General features: G+C 36.8%; 16 protein-coding genes and 1 pseudogene. 6 read left to right on the top strand and 11 right to left on the bottom strand.

The features are described 5' to 3' along the window. Positions 1–6: 6 nt before the first annotated feature. The 4 genes and pseudogenes from SACI_RS05465 to SACI_RS05455 form a co-directional block, all read right to left on the bottom strand. Positions 7–3,834 (bottom strand): S53 family peptidase, encoded by a 3,828-nt coding sequence (locus SACI_RS05465; protein ID WP_011277998.1) that lies wholly within the window; start codon positions 3,832–3,834, stop codon positions 7–9. A 1,080-nt stretch (positions 3,835–4,914) separates the two neighbouring features. Next, positions 4,915–5,439 carry a molybdopterin cofactor-binding domain-containing protein gene (locus SACI_RS05460; protein ID WP_048054395.1) on the bottom strand — a complete coding sequence of 175 codons (525 nt, stop codon included), beginning with the start codon at positions 5,437–5,439 and terminating at the stop codon, positions 4,915–4,917. After that, positions 5,432–5,560 (bottom strand): annotated as a pseudogene (locus SACI_RS11845) (molybdopterin cofactor-binding domain-containing protein); the annotation flags it as partial. The gene SACI_RS05460 and the pseudogene SACI_RS11845, both read right to left, overlap by 8 nt. 15 nt (positions 5,561–5,575) lie before the next feature. Further along, the gene (locus tag SACI_RS05455; RefSeq protein WP_048054394.1) at positions 5,576–5,761 is read right to left on the bottom strand and encodes a hypothetical protein; all 186 of its coding nucleotides are present in this window, start codon (positions 5,759–5,761) and stop codon (positions 5,576–5,578) included. Here SACI_RS05455 and SACI_RS05450 point away from each other — a divergent pair. The 5 genes from SACI_RS05450 (at position 5,691) to SACI_RS05430 (ending at position 11,861) form a co-directional block, all read left to right on the top strand. Continuing rightward, positions 5,691–6,179: a hypothetical protein gene (locus SACI_RS05450; RefSeq protein ID WP_306308644.1), complete on the top strand. Its 489-nt coding sequence runs from the start codon at positions 5,691–5,693 to the stop codon at positions 6,177–6,179. The genes SACI_RS05455 and SACI_RS05450 overlap by 71 nt on opposite strands. Positions 6,180–6,657: 478 nt before the next feature. Beyond that, on the top strand, positions 6,658–7,851 hold the full coding sequence (locus SACI_RS05445; RefSeq protein ID WP_011277996.1) for an Nre family DNA repair protein: 1,194 nt from the start codon (positions 6,658–6,660) through the stop codon (positions 7,849–7,851). Next, positions 7,851–8,624 carry an SPL family radical SAM protein gene (locus tag SACI_RS05440; protein WP_011277995.1) on the top strand — a complete coding sequence of 258 codons (774 nt, stop codon included), beginning with the start codon at positions 7,851–7,853 and terminating at the stop codon, positions 8,622–8,624. The genes SACI_RS05445 and SACI_RS05440 overlap by 1 nt, the downstream gene beginning before the upstream one ends. Positions 8,625–8,756: 132 nt before the next feature. Continuing rightward, positions 8,757–10,322 carry a hypothetical protein gene (locus SACI_RS11980; RefSeq protein WP_011277994.1) on the top strand — a complete coding sequence of 522 codons (1,566 nt, stop codon included), beginning with the start codon at positions 8,757–8,759 and terminating at the stop codon, positions 10,320–10,322. A gap of 168 nt (positions 10,323–10,490) precedes the next feature. Beyond that, positions 10,491–11,861 carry a hypothetical protein gene (locus SACI_RS05430; protein ID WP_011277993.1) on the top strand — a complete coding sequence of 457 codons (1,371 nt, stop codon included), beginning with the start codon at positions 10,491–10,493 and terminating at the stop codon, positions 11,859–11,861. A 54-nt stretch (positions 11,862–11,915) separates the two neighbouring features. On the opposite strand, the gene SACI_RS05425 is transcribed toward SACI_RS05430, so the two are convergent. The 5 genes from SACI_RS05425 to SACI_RS05405 all read right to left on the bottom strand — a co-directional run bounded on the left by SACI_RS05425 (position 11,916) and on the right by SACI_RS05405 (position 19,588). After that, positions 11,916–12,317, bottom strand: coding sequence for a vitamin K epoxide reductase family protein (locus SACI_RS05425; RefSeq protein WP_011277992.1), 402 nt, complete (start codon positions 12,315–12,317; stop codon positions 11,916–11,918). Positions 12,318–12,566: 249 nt separating this feature from the next. Further along, entirely contained in the window at positions 12,567–14,243 is a 1,677-nt protein-coding gene (locus SACI_RS05420; RefSeq protein ID WP_011277991.1) for a thiamine pyrophosphate-binding protein, read from the bottom strand. A 215-nt stretch (positions 14,244–14,458) separates the two neighbouring features. Further along, the gene (locus tag SACI_RS05415) at positions 14,459–15,874 is read right to left on the bottom strand and encodes an MFS transporter (RefSeq protein WP_011277990.1); all 1,416 of its coding nucleotides are present in this window, start codon (positions 15,872–15,874) and stop codon (positions 14,459–14,461) included. Positions 15,875–16,154: 280 nt separating this feature from the next. Further along, a complete protein-coding gene (locus SACI_RS05410) occupies positions 16,155–18,143 on the bottom strand; it encodes a 3-hydroxyacyl-CoA dehydrogenase/enoyl-CoA hydratase family protein (RefSeq protein ID WP_011277988.1) in 1,989 nt (662 codons plus the stop codon). 374 nt (positions 18,144–18,517) lie between these two features. Beyond that, positions 18,518–19,588, bottom strand: coding sequence for an AAA family ATPase (locus SACI_RS05405; protein WP_011277987.1), 1,071 nt, complete (start codon positions 19,586–19,588; stop codon positions 18,518–18,520). Positions 19,589–19,845: 257 nt separating this feature from the next. On the opposite strand from SACI_RS05405, the gene SACI_RS05400 reads away from it, so the two are divergent. Then, positions 19,846–20,535 (top strand): metallophosphoesterase family protein, encoded by a 690-nt coding sequence (locus SACI_RS05400; protein WP_011277986.1) that lies wholly within the window; start codon positions 19,846–19,848, stop codon positions 20,533–20,535. 222 nt (positions 20,536–20,757) lie between these two features. On the opposite strand, the gene SACI_RS05395 is transcribed toward SACI_RS05400, so the two are convergent. Then, the gene (locus SACI_RS05395; protein ID WP_011277985.1) at positions 20,758–22,314 is read right to left on the bottom strand and encodes an alkaline phosphatase family protein; all 1,557 of its coding nucleotides are present in this window, start codon (positions 22,312–22,314) and stop codon (positions 20,758–20,760) included. 268 nt (positions 22,315–22,582) lie between these two features. Then, entirely contained in the window at positions 22,583–22,954 is a 372-nt protein-coding gene (locus SACI_RS05390) for a hypothetical protein (RefSeq protein WP_230937956.1), read from the bottom strand. Positions 22,955–23,200 lie beyond the last annotated feature (246 nt).

Raw genomic sequence — 23,200 nt, 5'->3', positions numbered from 1 at the left:
CTTGTCTCACCTCCTTCTTAACAACAAGTATATGACAAGGATCAATGATATTATGGCTATTATTAGGGAAGCTATGGTGATATTTCTATAAAACGCTACGTCAGACGCATTACTGGATATTTTACTTGATAGTGAGGTTGTCGCGTTAGACAATGAACTTGATAGTGATATTTGAGGATAAGCATTGTATACCGTAGCACTCACATTATACGGTAATCCATTATATGTCATAACCACTATAGTGTATTGTCCCGACGGTAAAGCGGATGAAGAGAAGGGTATTGAAATCGTTGTGGAATTTTGTGATGAGCTAATAACTGAGTACCTTGTCGATATTCCATTCACTAAAACGTTCAGTATCTTAGCGTTATAACCGGAGACAGTTAGGTTTAGTGCACTTATTTTCTGCGTTATATTTACAAATTGAGGTGATATGGTAGGAGGTGATATTGTAGATACATGTTGTACGTTCGATAGGCTTACTCCGTTTAGCTCAACATTACTATTGACCTGATTGAATGCATAAGTCGAGTTTGCTATTACTACAGAAGTCAGTATGAGGCTAGAGTTATATAATTGTATCGCTACACTGTCAGGATCACCACCTATTGTGGATTGGGCTATTGATAATTTAGAGTTCTTCGCGGTCAGTGAATTTAATGTTGAACTACTTACTCCAACCTGTGAGTTAACCACTGTCAAGTTACCTACTACAACATTATTCAGGGAGATATTAACATTTATTAGTTCTAGATTACCTACGTAAACATTACTCAGAGAATTGGATGAGAGTAACGGCACACTCGTGTAGTTTTGACTAGTAATTATCACTTTACTACCTAAGTAGGTGTATGGAAGAACGTTGAAGTAAGTTGGACCTGAAGATATTGGGTTACCGTTAGCAGAAACTCCTGATATATATACTGTCCAAGGTCCAGATAAAGTGTAGGGCGGATATCCTAGATAGAATGAATTTGCCCCAAGTACTGAGGGTATCTGGAAAGTTCCCTCCCAGAGTCCCAGAGTGGAGTTAAATTGGAGCGGTACTGAGTAATTCGTAGCTACCAAATAAGACTTAAATGCTATGGATGAAGGCAACGGAATTGCGTTAAATATCCCATATTCCACCTCAGTACCGTTAGTATACGTTATGTTGGCATATATTTTGATGTGTTGCCCTTCATAAGCTATTCCTTTTACTTTTATATTGTAACTTAGTGATGCTGGAGAGACATAAAAAGACGTGAAGAACTCACCTGTGCTGACCCCGATTCCTGTTCTCGCCTGTGATTGAATGATTACACTATAGAATCCTGGAGTAAAGTTTGAAGGTATTGTGAAGTTCGCGTAATATAATCCAAAGAAGTTAAATACGCCGAATAGAGTTATCTCAGGAGCTTGAGTTAAATTAACTGTTGATACTAGTTGACCATTTTGGTTGTATATAAATGCTGACACGTTCGAGGACAACTGACCTGTCCCTTCTGGAGTTAGAGTAAAAGCAAATAGCGTTATATTCTGTCCAGGAGATACTCCAGGAAATCCAGTATTTATTGGAGTGTATACTGCACCTTCTATTATGTTTCCAAAGTAAACATAAGTGTACGCACTACCATAAGACGTGTTAACAACTAGTATATATGTGCCCTGTTCAGCAGGAGTAATAAGGGCTAACTGACCAACATATTCACCAGGTTGAGATGTTGGAGTTAATACAGCGCTCTCCACAACCTTTCCATTCTTTAGCAGGTAAACGTTAACTGTTTGGTTAACAGCCGGAGTTCCATCTGGATTATATATTTGAGCTACTACGCCAAATGGTGTGTTGAGTGACAAAGGAGGACCATAGGGGAATGGAATTGGAGATAAGATGTTTATTGATTGTCCAACATCTATATCGTAGCTCGAAGTTCCCGAAAAGCCTGCTGATGAACCATTGACAATTATAGACCATATATTTGGTGTCATTCCAGGTTGTATATTAAAACTTCCGACCCAATCAGTACCATTAAATGATAAGGGTATAGTTGTTACTGTCCCACTGGTAGTCTGAATATATGCACTAAATGTTCCTTGGCTCACTATGGTGCCGTTAGGATAGGTTATGTATGCTATTACACTTACAGTACTATTATACATATACCACGGGATTGTACCATTTGTAGTGACTGAAATTTCTAAATTATTTGTCTTTAAGTATTGCTGAATAGCATTTAATAATTCTCCGACATTAGGAGTTCCTAAGCCGGTAACTAAATTATATCCTGGCTTAGCATAAAATTCTCCGTTGTAACCAAGGGTGATTTGATGGAATGACTCTTGGTAAAGTGCAGGATTCTTGTATATCCAGTAGAGGATTGGATTGAGTAGACCTATTGGTCTACCTAGCTGAGAGATAATGTCAGCCAACATACCAGCCCAGAGTGGTGAAGCTAAACTAGTTCCTCCAATTATTTCTTCAGAGCCCAAAACTGTAATATTAAATCCGGTATATGGATTGGCATCTGCTGCCACATCAGGGACAGCTCTAAATGAGGAGTTTATAACTCCGTCTTGGTACCATGGTCTAGGGAAAAATGTACTATATCCACCACCAGAGGAAACTGTACCAGCATACTCAAAATATTGTGGCAATACACTCCAGGCTGTCTCATAGGCTTTTCCAGAGCTTAAATACAAAGTTGTACCGCCAACCGCTGTAACGAATGGAGAAGTAGCAGGGAATGATGCACCACCGTATGTGGTCAGTGAATCGCCATAAGCACCAGTATCACCTGACGATGCGAAGAAAGTTATTCCCTCAGCAGTTCCTAGTGCGAAGTAATAGTCTAAGTACGGATAGTTGGGAAATGGTTGACCGTTTATAAAGTAGTAGAATCCTGAAGCGGCGAATAAGTTTTCAGATAACCCCCAGCTCATTGATACAACATCTCCTAGTTTTTGCGTAACAACATAATCAACAGCCGCATAAAGCGTTGGACCACTATCTGAGGAGACCACTAAATTGATTTTGGCATAAGGAGCCATAGCATGGGCCGCTTCCACATCTAAAGCTGTCTCTATATCCCAACCTGTTGCTATTCCCTGCTCAGGAATGTAAGGACCTACAGCGTAAACACTTAAGTTTGCTGGTGGTAATCCGTATATCTGATCGAAACTCTTTACATCTTGATATATCAGAGGGTCTCCAAAAGCATCTATTATTGCAATTGTCACGTTCTTACCTGTCCCTGTAACATTATATGCAGTCCTTAACGCATTTGGACCATACCCTAGGTAAGAGAACTGAAAAGCTGGATGGGTCGTATTGTTCAATTGCATAAAATAGGGCTGGAAGGCAGTTTCGTTGTCAAGTCCACCTACTATAATCCCTGTTAGACTAAATGAAGGAGATGTAAGAGGCTTATAGTATACATGTCCGTTATAACTGAATAAACCTAACTCGGTACTAAACACGTTATCTATTTTTCCTGCAGTGGCAGTAGCAACAACTGCAAATGGGCTAGAATAATATATTGTAAAACCATTGCTTTCTAGGAAATTAATTAGAGAAGTTACTTTATTTGGCTGAGAAAATTCCTTAATAATTTGTTGTGGAGTTAGGGGAGATATCTGGTGGTTTGCAACTTCTTCTGCAGTATAATATAGCATGTTTAGGTTCTTGGGCGGGATGAAAAATGTTAGTGTCAGTAAGGTATTAGATGGTAAGAGTTTTGCATTAGTATAAGAATTAAAAAATGTGTTCTGATTTGAGGGGCTTGAGATCCCTAGACTTAATATTCCACTTATAGAGATTAAGAGTATGGATATTGGTATCAAGAATTTGACTTGCATAAAATATTCTTATAAATCATATTAATAAGTTTTTTAATATGTCATCATTTTTTAATTCCTTTTTAAATTCTTTTTAATTTTTAGGTTAAAGATAGAAAAAAGATTCTACTATTCTTTATGACGAGATAGACAAACCGTTATTCTTATTCTAACACTCCACGTTATTTGTATAACACGCTGTATATCTTTAAATGCTCTGCATGCGCACTATCCTTACTCATTTTCACATGCTTCTTCAAATCACTAAAGCACTTAGATCTTATTTCCTTCTTGCAAACTGGGCATTTATCAGCGGGATTTTTCTCAAGATGGATCTTCAAACTCCTTAAATCCTTCACTAATACTGAACATGAATCGTGGAAATAACAACTTAACATGGGTTTTTAGAAGGATATACACACCCACTAGTACTATTATGCGAAATACATTAATAAAGATTACTAATAGATTAAATGCCCTCTTGAAAGCGTGATAAACGAGATATTTTGAAACTGGGACATAGTTAATTCATTATCTATACTCAATTCTAGTAGAGCTATTAGGTGTCATAATTAAGGCTTGAAACGAATTTAAGATATATACCATAAAACGTGATATTAGATTTAAACCTATATATCGAATATTGTTAGCTTCATCCAGTTAAACGAAATATTTCCTAAGACCCAGGCATAAGGTATTTTTCCCGTAACACTAAATTAAACATAGAAGCTCTAGATTAATCAAAATAAATTTTACAAGGCTTTTAAACTCTAAGTATCTTAGATCTAGACATGAATTTGTCAAAATTTTCGATGAGCGATAGATTTTTAGACCAGTTCAAAGTTACAACAACCTAAAAAGTTAATCGTAGGAATTAGATATTCGTATTTTCAAATTAATACTTCGAACTAGCATAAAGTAATAGGAGGAATTGCGTAATTTTTACCTTATCACGATATAGATATCTAGTTTATATCATGAGCATTACTTCAAATAAATATTAATCCTTATTACTGACCGCGCATTAATCTTGATAGTAAGAACTTTGATTTATATTAATAGAGGTTATAAAGATGGTAGTCAATAGTTTCAAAAACAAATTTAACTTTTCCCTAAAAGTTCCATTAAATATGTTGGTGTAACTGGTGTTCTTTGTAACTTTACCTTCCTACCAAATTTATCCTTTATAGCTTTTTCAAGACCAATAAAGGTTGCAACTAGTCCTCCAATACTACCAGCCTCTCCTACGCCTCTTGTACCACTAAGTAGTCCAGACTTAAACTCGACCTCGTCAACAATAACTCTCCAAGTAAACTCCTCTGGAGAAGGCATGCCAGCATCAGCTATAGAAGAGAATGTTGGATTTCCCTCCTCATCATAAGTTGCCCACTCACAGAGCACTTGCGCTATACCCTGCATTACTCCACCTATAACTTGCCCTTCAACTTCTTCTTTTACGACAACTCTTCCTACATCATCCACTGCAACGTATTCTCTTACTCTTGGTGTTAAGGTTTCCAAATCAATGTCCACTACGGATATGTGAAATCCTGGTGCGAACACATCTCCAGCCTTAACGTATACCTCTGACTCATAGATTTGTTCTCCATGGAGGGCTTTATCCAAGTCTATCCCCTGTTCCGTTTAGCTTTTTCTTCAAATTTCTACAGGCTTCAATTATGGCAGATCCTCCTACCGACAATGCTCTACTCCCGTAGCTACCTACTCCTTCTTTCAAACCATCAGTGGTACCTGTGTAAACCTAAATAACATTTTCTGAGACGCCGAGCTCCTCAATTACGAGTTTGGAGAAGGAGGATAGGTAAGCCTGACCATGATGCCCTGAACCAGTAATTACTTCCACCTTACCCTTTCCGATTCTGACCTTTGCTTCCTCTCCTGGTGAAGTTCTACTTTCACACGCATTCTTCATACCCTTACTAGACATATTCAGGGATTACTCAATTCCAATCGTACCTATCCACTTAAATGCCAACGTGGAACCTAAAATGCCCGTAAGAAGATGCTTTGAATTAGGTAGGGCTATTGCCAGAATTGTAGCTAAGAAAAGACCAGAGAACGAGAAGGTTGCTATAATTGGTACAGGAGGCTTGTCCCATTTTCCAGGAACGCCTTACTATGGTAAAATCGATATTGATTTTGATAACTTTATCCTGGAGACATTGAAGGCAGGAAAAGGAAAGGAATTAGCTAAGTTGAGTGATGATAAGCTTGAGGAGACTGGAAATATCGAGTTGAGAACTTGGATCGTACCTGTAGGGGCAGTCGGAAATAAGCCAGCAGAGATATTGGAAAGACAGATAACCTACCATATTGACTATGCTGTTGTTAATTTGCTTTTTTAGAAGTGTCGAATTTAGAAGTGAAAGTAACGAGCGTTAGGAAGGATAAATACTTAATCAAAACCTTTTTATTCGTGTTTCAGATACTTATTTTGATTTAATAGATGATCCGATTTTCGTTTTTCCATAGGTTTACTACCAGCGATAACTCTAACATGAAATATAAATATAGGTACTCTAAATTCTAAAAATTTTAGATAAAACCATTTTTCAGATAGAACTATTCCGCTAAAAAAGTTTTATATAATGGTTATTTGGACAGCGATCCTAAACTAAAACCAGACTAAAGCGTGTAACATAAATCAAATCTAACGAGATTAGGTAAATGTATTGTCTCAACCTGACTATGCGTATGTATTATGAACCATGTTATCTCTATAAATACTACAGTATCTCTCACAGCATGATTTACGTGTATACTATTGTAATACCGCTTTTCATTAGATAACATGTAAAAGGTATTCCGAGAATTTTATCTTTAATGGATCCTAGACTCTGTGTAATATGCAGAAGCTCAAAGTACTTATGCGGACTGGCTTATTGCCCCATCGTAGTTAAGAGTATAACTAAGAAGATAGTGGTACCTAAAGATATGGTTGGTTCATCTCCCCCCTCAATATTTGTGGGAAGATATGGATACCCAAAAGTGAGTGTTTATCCATCAGCCCCTCCAGTGGTAGATGATACATCAATATACGAGGATCCTAAAACTTGGCTTAACATGGATCTTAACACCTTTTTATCTTTAAGGCTAAGTCTAGTGAGAGGAGGGGAGTCCTTCAGGGTTACTGATGCTAATAATCCCCAAAGATTTTTACATGATGTCCAGACTCTCTCAATCTCATCAGGACCATCTGAGATAGAAATGGAATTTGCTAAGGAACCTAGAAAGGTTGTCTTAGACGAAACGTTACCACCTATAGGTCCTTCAGCACCAATAAGGGAGTTCAAATTAGGTACGCTTTCAGCACCTCAAAGAATAGTGGAAAGAGTTTATGAAGATAAGGATCTTAAGTCTAAAGATGCTGTAATAACTCTTTACAGTAATAAGGTCGAGGTTAACGTAATATCACGTCTTTTAAGTGTAGGAGTTCTAGGGGTTAAGAGGAAATTGGTTCCAACGAGGCGGAGTATAACAGCCGTTGACAAACTGGTCTCTGACAGCTTAATAGAGGAATTAAAGCATTTTGAGAGCATTGACAAGATCGAAGTTTATGTAAGGAGGCATATGAAGAATCTCTTTATAGGAATTCTAATACCAGGGAATTGGGCTTTTGAGTGGGGCGAAGCATGGTTTCCAGGAAGCACGTGGAACCAGTTTGGTCATGGGGAAGTAGCATTGGAGTTAGATTATGAGGGGTATAGGGGAAGGAGGACATATCCTAAAATTGGTGGCTGTTATTATGCTTCTAGGTTGGGGGTTGCTGAAAGTCTTCGTCTAAGGAAGAGACAAGCTATGGTGATACTATGGAGAGAAATTTACCCCGGATTTAATTTACCTGTAGGAGTTTGGTTTGTGAGGGAAAACATTAGGGAAATGTTTAAGCAGAAACCAGAAGTATTTGATACGCTTGACCAGGCATTAAGAAGAGTTAAGGGAGAGTTGAAAGTGAATCTTCAAGAGTGGTTAAAGATATCATATGTGGTAAAGCTCTTTAGGTCGAGGTTATTTTAATGATAATTAGGGAAGTTGAGGTTAAAAGTGCACTGAGTAAGTCTGGTTTAAAGGAAATTGATTATTCCTTAAACCCGTATAACAACTGCAGATTTTCCTGTATCTATTGTTATGCCCAAAGGTATGTGAGTGATAAATGGGGAGAGGTTATAACGATTAAGAGGAATATTGTGGATGTTCTTAAGAGGGAGGTCTATAAGTATAGGAGAGGAGTAGTAGGAGTATCCACAATAGTAGACCCTTATCAACCAGTAGAGGGGCTGTATAAACTTACCAGGAAAAGCTTAGAGGTTCTCCTATCCCATGGCTTTAGGGTCTCTATTCAGACTAAGTCACCTATGGTTGTCAGGGATCTGGACTTGTTGTCAAGGTATAGTGATAAGGTGGATGTAGGTTTAACCATTACAACACTGGATAAGGTTGTGAGTAGATATATTGAGCCTCTAGCACCTCCCCCTAAGGCAAGAGCAGAATCAATTAAGAAGTTATCTAGAAGCGTTAGAACCTGGATTTTTCTAGGACCTATTATAAAAGGGGTTAATGACAGTGGCTTTGAGGAAATAGTGAAGTTAGCCAGCGAGACTTCATCATTCATAGTATATGATAAATACAATAATTATAGGGGTTTGCCTAACTTCGATTGCAATCAGTCATGGTGGGAGGAAAAAGAGAATGAAATAAAGGACTTATGTGAAAGATATGGAGTCCATTGTCATTCTGAGAGAGAGGACTGGATTTATGAGCGTCAACGTAGATACAAGACATTATTTTAAATGTTTAAATTTCTGGAAGTTATGAGCATAAGTAAAGTGGCAAGGATATTAAAAAGGTTAACATCATGTTGTTTGAGAACTTATCATTTAGTTAGTTAAATTTTTATATTTTATCTTAAATCCTATTTAATCATGGGGAAAACCACTAATATAGCCCTCATAATTATTATGGCAACATTACTGTCTGGAGTAGCCATTGCCTCAGTTGAATTACAAACGCAGGCTACATATTCAGTTACAGGTTTTGTAACTGATGTCCAAGGTTATAATGGCGGGATACTCTTAGCAGTTAACCAGCAATCTATAGTATCTCAGGGAATATCATATTCTTCGAATGTGTATTATGTTAACTCATCTAATTTAGTTAAAATACTAACAGTGAGTCCTCCAATAAATTTCAGTGTAGAATCAACTGTTATACCCTACAATGGTTCCTACTCAGTGGTCGATTCAGTATATATAAATGGGTCATCCTTAAGTAGCTTATTCTCTGGTACTTTTAAGAATCTATATTATAGTAACGTCTCTATAATATCAAAGCTTAAAGTAGTCAGCTCCCAGTTCTTCAGGAACTATACCGTGGCATATCCTACTCAGCATGGTTTAATTTATCTAACTTTACTCGGTAATCAAAGTGTATTGTATATTCCAAACCAAGTAATATATAGATTTTACAACCAGACTATATATAGTTTCTTTAATTCTAGTTATGGTAATATACTAATAATTTATTTAGCGCCACCATCCCAACTGATTTCTTCGTTTCTAGGTCCCGTAACCCCTTCAGCTTTGCATTTCAAATCAGAGATAACTCTCTTGGGTAAATGGAACATAAGTTTAAGCAGTTTATCTGGTGTTGAGTTAATAAAGGACTATTACCTAATAGTATCGAATTCAACATCAACAATGGTAATCAACGTTACTAATGGTAAAATATTGAAAGAAATTCCTAGTGGAGGGGCAATCCCATCAGGAAATTTAGTGGAAAATAATACAGCATTCTTTGTAATAGGGACTAATTTGATTAAATTAAATTTAGAAAACCTCGACTATAATATCTTCCCTATCCCTGGTCTAGCTTTACCTAGTCAAGTTACCTTTGGACGTGGTTATGCCGTAATTAATAATGTGATAGAAAATAAATATAGTTATAACTACATATTAGTTAACTACACTAACGGAAATATCATATATAATTCAACCTCCTCATACGCATACCCATTACAGGCTTTTTACTCTAATGGATACCTATATCAGATTCAGCTGACTGAAGCTAACAATGCATATATCTCGCTCATTAATGTGTTAACGCCAACGTTTTCATATTCTTCAAGCACAACGACGACAAGCACAACATCCACTACAACCTCTACATCTACTACTACCAGTACATCTTCTACTACTACGACATCAACAACAAGTTCAACTACTACTCAGACCACTAGCCAGACTACTTCCACAACATCCACTACAACCTCTTCCACATCCAGCACCTCTTCATCGAGTGTTTCATCCTCTACATCTACTTCAACGAGTTCACAAAGTTCCACAACTACTACTCAATCATTATCATCTACAGTGCCTTCATCAACTCCTGCTTCCTCTAGTTCAGGATTATCTTTAGGCATTATAGCTACTGTGGTTGTCGTGGTAATCATTGTTGCAGTACTCGTTATATTGTTGTTGAGGAGAAGATAAGCTAAGGAGTAAAATTCTGAGGGCTTTGATGAGAGTTTATGTTTAAGCTTATTTTTCCTACAATCGGTCTTTCTCTTTTATTATTGTTTGTAGAGAATTTTATTAGCATTTAGTAATGTAAGAATAAAAAACTAAAAGTCAATGGTTTCTAATTACAAGATGAAGTTAATGAGAGCCAGAGTTTTGAAAATGTTCTATTATAGTCTAAAGGAGAGATATAACATAAGTGTATTCATATTCCTAATTCTTGTAAATTTGATAGCTTTGATATCTCGAGTAATTACTGACAATCCTTACAACTCTTTTAAAGTGTTTCCTGTTGATTACGGACAGATTACTGTCATCATGATATCTTTTCTAGTGTTAACGTTCTCTATCATAAGGGGTTTATTTCAAATGGAAATTAAAAGTAATATAGATTTTCTATTAACTACTCAGGAGAGACCACAGTATCTTCTACTTATGGCTGGAATTGCAGATTCTATTTACATGGTAATCCTTTTAATCTCATTCGTTATCACATACTCCAAATTTCTTAATGCTATAAATATTCTTGATTTAGTAATGTTTACTACTTCATTATCAATACTTATTGTGTCCTTAAAGTCCATTACAACACTTAAAAGACTGGTGATAGTTTTAGTAATATCAGCATACATTATAGTTTCAGCGTTATTATTTCCTCCTCTTAACCCAATCATTTGGATTATTCAGGGGAGCGTATTAGGCTCAATAGTCTTAGCCCTCTCACTTGCCATAAGTACTCTATTCTGCATTCATGCATCAAATGAAATTTACCAAAATGCTTATGGAGGTGACAGGTATGAATTGTCAAACGACGAGGTAAAAGTCAATAAGGAATTACCAAAAAATATCGTAAAACTAATGTTTTACACTTCTGTTCACTCGATTATCGGAGCAAGGGCAGGATTTAGGAACGTATTGTATGTGATTATACCTCCTTCTCTCCTACTGGGTTTATTAGCGTGGTTTTTTGGTCACAACTTTGTGTGGTTGCTGATACTATCCATCTTGGGATACATTAATTATTCTGTATATGTGGGATTTTCCATAGAGTCTGAAAGACTATGGATAAATTTTGTGAATTTGGACTTCGTTAGCTATATAAGATATAGGATGCTGATTAGGGTAATTATGTCCTTCATATCACTATCACCTTTCCTAGTATCTTTAGCCCTGTTGCATGATATGTCATTGTTTTTTGTAACTCTCTCATATCCGTTCCTAATATGCCCACTATCATGGCTTTTATTCACCTACTCTGGTGTACCTCAAACTAAGGATATTGGTGTTGACTATGCAAATCAGGAAGCCTTTCTCACAATTTCTAGGATGATGATAATGTTAATACTCCCTGTTTTAGGTACAGCGGAAGCTATTATTGGTTCTTTAAGTCTCTACCTGGGAAGTGAAATACTCTCCTTCACGAATATTATCGCATACGTAATACTGGTTTATGTAAAGTCTGGTATATGGGGTAAGGTAGTAGAAAAGTTAACTGTAAATGGGTATGTGTAACTGCAGTTAGCAGATGTGAAAAACATTTTGGTTGAGATGTAAAAATTTATCTTTCTATAATCTAGACACCTTTAGTACAAAATATCCCATCACTAGAGCTATTATATGCGCGGTAGTACAGTATATGCAAATCGCATGAATTAACTCCACTTCAGTGTAAATTAAATATCCCACAAACATAACTCCTATTATCCAAGGGTAAATGGTAACCTCTTTCTTTATCATCCACAATCCTAGCATTAATGCGAACCATGCCAGTCCTAGTATTGCCACGGGAATTCCGAAGAACCTAGAATAAGGACTTGAGGCTACAGTCCCACAGTTTACATAGCTATTTATGTTACAATAGCCTGTATTGAAAGTTGCAGTCAAGGTCTCGTAAGTTAAATAAGAGGATAAAATTATGCCTATTATGGATAAAAGGACGAAAGCTATGTTAATTGACCTTGATAACATAAATTATTCTTAGGAAAAGGAATTATATAAGAATGTGTTCATTTCATTTAACATTAGCTATAATTGATTAATAGTATAGAAGGAGTCCCTGATTATGAAGTCTTGCATATATTAAGATAAGATTTCACTCTTAGACCTGGGATTTTGGATGTGATAATTAACCACAATATTCTATCAAAAAGGAGTAAAACCGTTACTAACTCATGATTAAATTTTTACAAATACTTAATGTGTAGATTTAAAAACTATTTAACCCATAAATTTACCATCCTTAATTTCCCTCCAATCAGGTACTGGAGGAATTACCTTATCTTCACTTTTTACTAGAACCTCGATAAACTTAGGAGAATCATCAACCAATGCTTCTTTGGTCACGCTCTCTATTTCTTCACTCTTCTCTATACGGAGGTAGTCTATTCCAAATGAAGACGCCAGTTTTGAGTAGTCAATTTCACTGATTTCAGTCCCAGAAAGTACTCTTCCATATTTACTTAACATAGCAGCTCTTATCCATCCAAATGACTTATTATTGAATACGAAAATCTTAGCATTAACGTTAAGCCTTTTAACAGTTTCAAGCTCTCCAAGATTGAAGAATAGGTTCCCATCAGTGGTAATTGAGAGTATCCTACCACCCGTCGCAAAGTAAGCACCTATTAAAGCAGGCAATGCATAACCTAACCCGCCCATGGAGTAATTATACATTATTCTCCTTCCAGCCAACTTTAACTTAAGGTATGCTGAACTAAAGATCGCTCCTGTCCCTGGATCCACTACCAGAAATGTTTTTTCATCAACAAACTCCGACAGTATCTTCATGAATCTTACAGGGTTTGTAAGCTCTGTTTTTTCATTAGCAAGGGACTCCACAAACTGCTCAAAACCTCTTTTCTCCCTTTCAATCTCACTAATGGACTGATTTCTCTTAACTTCTCTTATCATTCTAATCATTTCCTTCAGCGTGAGCTTTGCATCGCCTAAAAGTGGGATAACCTTGTAATTATTACCCAGTTCTCTCTCGCTAACATCCAATTGTATAATTGTTGATTTACTACTAGGTAACCTCCAGTCCCATGTGTTAGCCGAGTCAGTATTTGTTCCTATCAGGAATACTACATCAGCTTCAGCTAGAATTTTATTAGAAAATCTTGTGCCTCCTCTGGCTCCTATTACGCCTATAGAGAGGGGGTGTGTTTCAGGAAAAGAGCCTTTTCCGGTTATGGTTGTGGCTACTGGTATTGACAAAGCCTCTGCTAATTTGACTACTTCTTCACTTGCATTTGATAATAGGACTCCCTGACCGCATACTATTACAGGATTTTTAGCAGAGTAGAGTATTTTTAATGCCTCAGTGATCCTTTCTGGGTCAGGCATAAATCTGAGGGAGGGATAGACCGAAAATTCAGGTTGGGAATATACCTCCTCATCACTCACTTCCCCATCATATATATTCATAGGTATTTTAACTACCACGGGTCCTGTCCTTCCTGTCGTGGCAACTCTAAATGCCCTTCTTACGACTCTAGGTAATTGGGAGGGATCGTTTACAGAAAGAAATTCCTTTGATAGCTTGTTGAGGTAAGAATTATCGTGTTCAGTTAACATGTTTCTTTTTTCGACATAGGTTGGAATATCACTAACGAACATGATGATCGGGATTCCTGAAATGTTAGCCTCAGCCAATCCCGGAAGTGTATATGGTGCCCCTACATTTGGAACCTCAACAATTCCAGGTTTATAGGAGAATCTAGCATATGCATCAGCCATTATTACTGCATTTCTCTCATCTCGGGCAAACACATGGGTGATATTTGGATAATCATTAAATGCATCATATAGAGGGAATGAGGTCTCTCCTACAAGACCAAATACGTGTTTAACATTATACTTATCTAGAAGTTCGAGCAAAGACTTAGACGCTTTCATAAAATCCCCTTCCTATATTCGGTTTTAGGATAAAAGAATTTTTACAACCAAAATTTCCTTTTTAGGACATCTATATCGGTATGGCTTCTTCCACGCCATAAAGGGCTAGGCTTCCCTCATTATATAAAAATAGTTTTCCATATTAACGGAAGGGACTAGAACAAAAAATAAAATGATTTTTAATATCTTTCTCCTGAAAGACTCAACGAATTCGTTCAACTACTGGTTTTCGCACCTCTTTGTCTCATTGCTTCATTAACTTCCTCTAATCTTACTCCTACTGTCTTAGGGACTGTGAACCATAGTAGAGCAGCTGCAAATGGAACCGGTAATGCCAATATGACCCATGCGTACAACGGTCCTACAATTGAGATCAGTGGGAATAGAAGCAGTGGTCCTATTACACCACCTAAATGACCTATTCCATCAGTTATAGCAAAACCTGTTGACCTAGCAGTAGTGGGGAATGATTCGCTGGACATTAAATAGCCAGCCAGGTAAGGAGGATTCACAACAAACTCAAGAAGGAAATAAGTAATGAACCATGGTATTAGTGCCTTATTCAATATGAGAAATGTTGTGACATAACTACTTACCAAAAAACCTATGGCGCCAACTTGCGTTAATATTCTTCTATCAGTCCTCTCAATGAATCCCAGCATCGCAAAAGATATTATTGTAGCTCCTACAGCAACAAACCCTAATAACCTTATGTATTCAGCATACTGCCCCGGTGTTAAACCAACAACTGCTTTGACGAATGTTGGACCTAATCCTGTTGAAGTGTATTGGATAAAGTATATGAAGAACCAGAATACTGTCAATCCTATTAGCCTCTTCAGGAATTTAGATTCTCCTAGTATCTTCAGAGGACTTACTTGTTCTTGCTCATACGAGACTATCTTAGGAGGTGGTAGAGTCGAAACTTTAGCTCTTACCATACTAACTCTTTCTATTCCTTCTACTAAGTTTTCGGCTTGTTGATACTTACCCTTTTTAATTAAGACTCTTACACTTTCAGGAGCTTTGATACTGACTACAACAGTTGATATTAGCCCTAGGACTGCGGCTAGGCCAAAGGCTATTCTCCATCCTATAGTTTCGTTAGCAGTAACTATAAACGCAACTAATAAAGTCCCTAAACCCACAGCGATCCAACCAGATATAAATATCCAGTTTCCGTACTTTCCTCGTTTAGAGCTTGGAGAGAACTCAGATATGTAGACCATGGCTAAGTTTAATGATGCACCTGTACCAACTCCTTCAATAAACCTGAACACAAATAACATGGGGTAATTTACAGAAAGCGCCATTCCTAAGCTACCTATTGTCAACAATACAAATAAGGCTATTAATGCTGGTCTCCTTCCTATTCTATCAGCCACAAGTCCTAAACCTATTGAGCCTATTATGTAAGCTGCTAATCCTATGGAGACGATTATAGAGGCTTGGGTAGTATTTATAAACGGTATATAAGGTAAAGCTAATCCTAAATTTGATACAGCATCATATAATGTGGCGAAATATCCTATTCCTATAGCCCATAGTAAAGCATATGATAAACCCCATACTGGTAGTCTATCTATTCTAGCTACATACTCATCTAATGCAGACGGTTTGCCTGAACTCATTATTTTACTTTTATTTTGACTTCATATAAATATAATTCTAAATATTTAAAAAATATTGAAGAATAATGATGAATTTTATTAAATATCTTTATAATAAAAGTTGTTGATTTACTTTCTATTTCTCAAGATAAGAAGTTAGTGTGCCACAAAATGTTGTATAAAAAAGAGTTAAAGATTAGCTTGTTAGTAATAAACGATCTTAGTGTTTGTCCTCTTAAATGCTCCTTTACTTCTTTTACTTTGCTGTAATATCTCAATAAAAAATGGCAATATCGCCTTTCTATACTCCCTTAAACTGAGGCTTTCTCTTTTCCATAAACGCTCTCACTCCTTCTTTAGAGTCCTCGCTAGTTAAGAGAAGACCAAATAATGTTGATTCTAAGCTAAGTCCAGTGGATATTTCCCTCTCTTCAGTGGAATCTATAGCTAGTTTCGCAGCAGCTAGTGCTAAGGGTGATTTCTCAGCTATTTTAAGCGCTATTCTTTTAGCCTCTTCCTCTAACTTCTCTGGCGGCACCACAAATTCTATTAACCCTATCTCTCTAGCCAAGGACGCAGAAATCCTTTCTCCCAAAAATACAATATATTTAGCCCAACCTCTACCAACTAGTCTAGTTAACCTCTGGGTTCCTCCTCCACCTGGAATTAAGGCTAGGTTAATTTCAGGCTGTCCTAATTCAGCATTAGAGGAAGCTATTCTGATATCACATGCCATCGCCAACTCAAGTCCTCCACCTAAGGCAAACCCATTTATAGCAGCGATAACTGGTTTAGGGAACTTAGCTACGGTACTGAAGAGATCCTTTCTGAATATTGCCCTTGACGCAGGACTTCCGGACTGTTGGAAACCTGTAACATCTGCACCTGCGGAAAACGCTTTACCACTTCCTGTAATAATGACTACTCTTACCCGTTGATCCTCAGCTAAGGTTGAAAGAGTGTTAGTTATCTCCTCAGACATCCTTCCGTTGATTGCATTTAACCTCTCAGGTCTATTCAGAATAATTGTTGCTATAGGTTCTTCTATCCTCACGATTATGGTGTCCAGCTTTTTCTCTTCTGCTTTCTTATACTCATAAAATCCTTTACCCGTCTTTTTACCAAGTTCGTTTCTCTTCTGCATTTCCAGGAGTAGAGGATCAGGATCGTAAAAATCAGATGATGATATATCTTTTAGTGTTCTCATTGCGCTGAGTATCTCGTCTATACCAATTTCATCAGCGTATTCGAATATTCCTTTAGGGTAGTTCAATCCCAATTTAACTGCTAAGTCTATTTCCTCCTTTGTAACAATCCCTTCTCTGTACATCCTTGAAGCTACGTTAACTGCTCCGCAAAGAATCAGAGCTGGATTTAATTTCTCCGCTAATTCCTTGGGTATTTCGGGCTTTTGATATTTTCCTGGTGCAGGGTACTGATAGTATCCCTTACCACTCTTTACACCTAATTCGCCCCTCTTGACTTTCTCTTCCACCATACTACAGGGAGGTCTATTGGTCTTTAAACCCAATTTCTCTCTAGATCTTAATGCGTTATATCCTATGTCAAGCCCACTGTAGTCTGCAAGTATGAATACTCCCATTGGGAAACCCAACTTATACATGGTTACAGCATCTACTTCCTTGATATCTGCGAGTCCTTTTTCCACTAGCAAACAGGCTGTACCTGAAACTGCACCTAAAATATTATTCACAACGTAACCCGGCACATCTTTCTTTATCAGTATTGGTTTCTTTCCTATCTTCTTGGCTAATTCATAGGTCGTCAGAGCTACTTCATCATTGGTCTTTTCCCCTTTCATCACTTCGACAAGTTCCATGAGAACTGGTGGATTGAAAAAGTGCATGGCTACAACTCTTTCAGGTTTCGATGTGGCTTCAGCGATACTGGTAACTGGTAATGTACTTGTATTTGTGGCTAAAATTGTATTAGGTGAAAGTAGTTTATCCAGAGTGGAAAATATTTGTCTTTTCAGATCTATTATCTCAGGAGAAGCTTCAACTACAAAATCGGCATCACTAACACTTTCATTTAACCCAACAACAGGTCTAATCCTTGATAGTACTTCATCAACAGTTTCCTTGATCCTGTCTTTCTCCTTAAGTTTACTTAAACTCCATCTTATGTTGTTAAGGCTTTTATTTAGAATATCTTCCGATACATCGGAGAGGTACACATGGTATCCAGCTATGGCGAACACTTCGGCTATTCCATGACCCATAGTTCCTGCTCCGACTACGAGTATTTTCTTAATATCATCGACTTTCATAATCAAAATTATAAATTTGTAGGATTAATAAATATTATACTCACGTGATCGCAGTCAAACTTTTACATTTATGGACTATTTCTGAATGTGTCCTCATTCCACCAATCTGCTTAAAAATGATCTGACACTATAAGGAACTGGTATCTTTATCATTAAAAACTCATGTTCCTTATTATCCTGGATTCTTTACACAATGTATTTTGGATATGAGGAACGTCGATCGCATAAACCCATGGTAACAAACTCTTTTAAATACTATATCTACTAATGTGGTTTATATAGGGTATAAGTACATAATCTCATTAATTTCATCCCTTCTTCATTCCACATGATTTGAGGAAATGTCTTTTGAATAAAATATATCTATGCGAATTTTAGACCGTTCTACCCACATGGTCGAAATCTATTTCTCTTAAAATAGGATCTGTTATCTGATATTCACCTTCCTTAATTTTATCTATGAAATTGTATTTAATCAAAGATTCGAGGGCAGAACTAAACTCCTTATCATCAATACTCCTCTTCAACTTCACAGAGGTAGCGAACTTTATGTCCTTCCATCTCTTGGTAACTTTAAGAGAGGATAATATGGCTAAATATAGCTCTCTATTCCTCCCTTCAAGGAAATGATTTAACTCCTCTAACATTATTCTCTTGCCCTCTTCTATGGTAGACTGTAATGAATACTCATAGTTCAACTTTCTTATGGCATAATTATTACCAAATAAAGTCAACCAACCTACTATTCCATCAAGTTTATTGACCACTTCCTCAGCCTCATTATTCTCGAAGTCGACACCCAGCTCCATCATACCCTGTTTCAAGAAATTAATTGATGTAATTTTGTCAAAAGGTCTCAATCTAACCTCGACTGGCGGTCTCCCAAGTAGAGGTGACCCTTCCTTAGGACTTAATAATGCCTTGACTAAACCTACGTAGGATCCGGAAAAAATGAACCTAACTTTAGGATTACTCATAAAGACGTTTCCCAAGACATCTAGTAAAGGTTTACTAACAGGGGAAAGTTCCTGAACCTCGTCTAGCCCTATAACCATATCTCTATTTATTGACAGGAGTAACTCCAGTAAACCTCTTTGGACTGTCAATCTACCTCTCTTGAGTTCTACGCCTAAAGGACCAAAGTTTAGGTTAACGTTAACATTGAATATGTTGAAAAGTTTATTTCTATTTATTTCTGAAATAAGCAGAGATAATAATTCTCTCAGTGTCTTAACTCCTCTTAAGTTTAAGTATATTCCGTCAGTAGAATTTCTCCTCCTTAACTCATTTATACTAACCTTCATAACACTAGTCTTTCCTATTCCCCTTTGTCCACTAATTATGACCCAATTTCTCGAAATCACCTGTTGTATAATATATTCTACCTCTGTCCCTCTGCCAAACAACTCTCTTAATTCTATCTTAGGATGTAAGTCGAATAACATGTACCCCCACCAGTTACTGGTGACCCACCAGTTAATATAATGTTCAGTCTTTTTATATGTTTTATAAGCAAGTGCTAAGAAATTTTAAGAAATCTTCCAACTTCAAGTGCTCCAAAACAACGCTCAAAAACGTCGTAGAAGACTAAAGTTAACAGAACACTTATATCAGGGTATTAGATTATTGCAAGTTTACGCTAGTATTTGTGAGTCTATTTCTAGAAAGAAAAGTTTAAAACGCAAAACTGGTATTTAATACTATGAGATTTCTTTTAGTAAGTGATGTTCATAAGTCTTTCAGAATCTACAGGAATTATAATGAGTCCGTTGCGGTAGAATGGTTATTAAACGTTATTGATAGGGTTAAGCCAGAGGTTCTCATATCAGCTGGTGATTGGGATGATGGAATGACACCTAATGACTTCTTAAATATAATGTCTAAAGTGAAAAAGTTACTTACCGTTTATGGGAATCATGAGAATTTTCCGCTTATCGAAGGTTACGTTATGCATGACGGAAAGGTATATGAGGTAGGAGGATTGAAAATTGCTGGAATTAATGGACTAATAGGGGAAGGAAGTAAAAAGGGAATTCCTATGACCTCTCCCACACGATTTAGAAATGCACTCTACAGGATAAAAAAGGCAGTAGATAGATTAGATATACTGGTGATGCACCAACCACCATACCTCCCAGAAGTATATCCGGAAATGAGCGAGGATGAGGGCAGTGCCTTAGTATATCAGGGGATAGAAGAGCTAAAACCAAGACTTTTCTTTAACGGACATATGACTCAAGGTTGTTACACCTTTCATAATTTCCAGTTCCAGACTAAATACTTGAGAGTAGATAGCTCCCAGCTTCATAAGTGTTATGGAGTGTTAGAGTCGAATAGCAGAGAGTTAACAGTATATCAAGAGGAGAAGGAAGTATTTAAAATGGAATTTTAGCAACGACAATATTCACGTACTCATAGTTCTTGAAATTAAGACGAAGTTAAATGTGAGAGGAAACCTTAATTCAAGAAATACTTCAATTACTTAGTAATATATATGCCTCTACCCATTATTGGTGACGCTGTATTTTTACGGGATGCTATATAACCTCACATCCTTTTGGGATAACCAAGTTATCTATCTGATAAAAAATTTCATTAAAGGTCACCCTTTGTCTCACCTCCTTAAATACCTCTTGTACATTTTGATGAATAAAATAGAACTGATTACAAAACCTATAAATGACGAGGCTAAATAATATTCACTGACGAATTGATATATTGGACTAGCAGTGTACACATAACCTGAGATCCCCAGCAGAATTAGAAATATTATTAAAGACGGTTTCAGCAAAACTCTCTTAAACTTGATAGAGAGGATTAAAACCGCAAATGCTATTATATTCAACGGCAATAGGAAGTTCAATATTGGCATATAATAGACCTCTGCATATCCATCATATTTAGGTACAGTCGCAATATAACCATAATGGACAGGGTATTGCAAGGGGATAGGATAAGTCCAATTATAGGGCTCTAATATTATAGGAGACCTAGGGGGAGAGTTGAAGTTGAAGCTCTGCAATAAACCTTGGACTCCCTGCTCTGCCAATGTGGTGATGTAGGGCAAATTGAAGTTGTAGTCGATGAAACCTAGGATGGTGTAGCCGGACATTGTGTAGTTATTAACGTAACCCTCTTTCGCATAAGGAGAAATGATAAGTAATGGAATTCTTTGACCAAGACCGTAGTAATTAATGGAGGGAGGGACTACCTGATCAAAGTATCCTCCGCCCTCATCAAATGTTATGAAGATAGCTGAAGAATTCCACTCTTTACTCTCCATCACAGCGTTAATGACATCAACTAAAAGTTTCTCCCCACTTGTAAGGTTTTCTGGTGGGTGCATGTCGTATTGGTCTGTGGAGCCACCTAGGAACATGACCCAAGATACAGAAGGCAAATTTCCACTTTTTAAGTCTTCATAAAACTGGCTGATGTTAGCATAATGAGAGGTATAATTATCAGAGCCTATGAAAATATTTAGAGGATAAGGTACCCCACCCTCATAGCCATAAACGTAGTATTTCCATGTCAAGTTGTACTCTGAAAGTTGATAAAATATACTCTGCTGAATTGGAACGACTTGACCTGGTTCATCAGTGAAAAAAGGGGGAGGACTTCCTGTGAGATAAGCTATTCTGTTAGGTGCTGTAAGCCCCATAACCGGGGAGAAGTAATTGTCTGCCAAGACGTATTCTTCAGCATAGTCCCACAAGGGAGCCAACTGTTCATACGAGAAGTACGCCATTGACTGAGGTCCTGAGTAAAAGACAAAACCGTTGAATGTGTCAAACCAATAATCACCATGATAATTGATCCATCCCTCGTTTGGATCCTCAGTGGAATAAGAGTTAGCATAATAAGGATGAGAATAACCAAAAATAGACAGCCAAGGTACATTAGGGACCGAGATGTAGTCAAGTGTACCTTGTTTTAGCTCAGTGTAATTGGTGTATAGTCCCTGGGGGAACATTACTGATAACGTTATATTATTTACAATAGGAGGATATCCAAAAGGATAAGTGCCAAACAGGTTGTCGAAAGAGTGATTCTCTTGGATAATTATTATAATGTGCTTTATCGGAGTTTGAGTGTTATAGGAGAAAGAGATAAATGACGTATTTGTTATAAACAGTGTAAGGAATAACGTGATTAAGAGAATCCTTTTCATGTACTAATGGACTCATGTAATACATTTAAAGTTTTATTCTCAAAAAGTAATTATATAATCTATAGAAACTATATATTAAATGAATTGTTTATTCTGCTTTTAAGTCCCCCGGGAAAATGATAAACAGTTAAATTAATACACTGTGTAAAACCTGAATTCTCCTATTGTCATAAAAGAGATGGAAAAATAATTTTAGGATATATTAAACTTTAAAAGATCTCTTCAAAGGATAAAATTTCAACATTAATAGAGACAGTACGTCCTTAAGCTACACATTATATCTTATCCCTAATTCATTCAGGAGCTTCTTCTCTTCATCAGTAAACTTCACTCCGTCACCAGCTAAATTATATCTTAACTTTTTAGCAGTACTCTTGATAACGTCCTCCTTATATTCTAACTTTATTTTGCCACATTCAGAAGAATTAATTGTTCCACCATTCTTAGCCTTAACGTAGTTAACATACTCTACTGAATCTCTAGTTGGCTCGAATCCGGAAAGATCTATTTCATGATTTCTTACAGACATAAGGAAGGCTATAGCGTGGGCTACTTCTTTAGGGTAATTGAGCCTGAGGCAGTCAATCAGACGAGATGTATCAATCAGACGAGATGTATGAGAGCTCTCAAGTACCATCATAGTTAATAAATTATACAGTAATACCTTAAAGGCTGTATCTCAAAAATTCTCCTTCATAGAATAGAAGATTTCCAAAACAGGTAAACAAAATTGTATTCTCTTCCTAAGTGCCCAAGTGGATTTTAACTGTTTTAAAAACCTCTTTAAGCCTTTACACATAATACTATAAATGAAGAGTCATAGTCGTAAGTTTCAAAGAGGCTGAAATGCGGTAAGGGAATTTAATATAATTCATATGGTCACTTA

Source organism: Sulfolobus acidocaldarius DSM 639 (genome assembly GCF_000012285.1).
GTDB lineage: Archaea > Thermoproteota > Thermoprotei_A > Sulfolobales > Sulfolobaceae > Sulfolobus > Sulfolobus acidocaldarius.
Note: the sequence above shows the minus strand (reverse complement) of the source record. Positions and strands in the feature narration are given on the sequence as shown.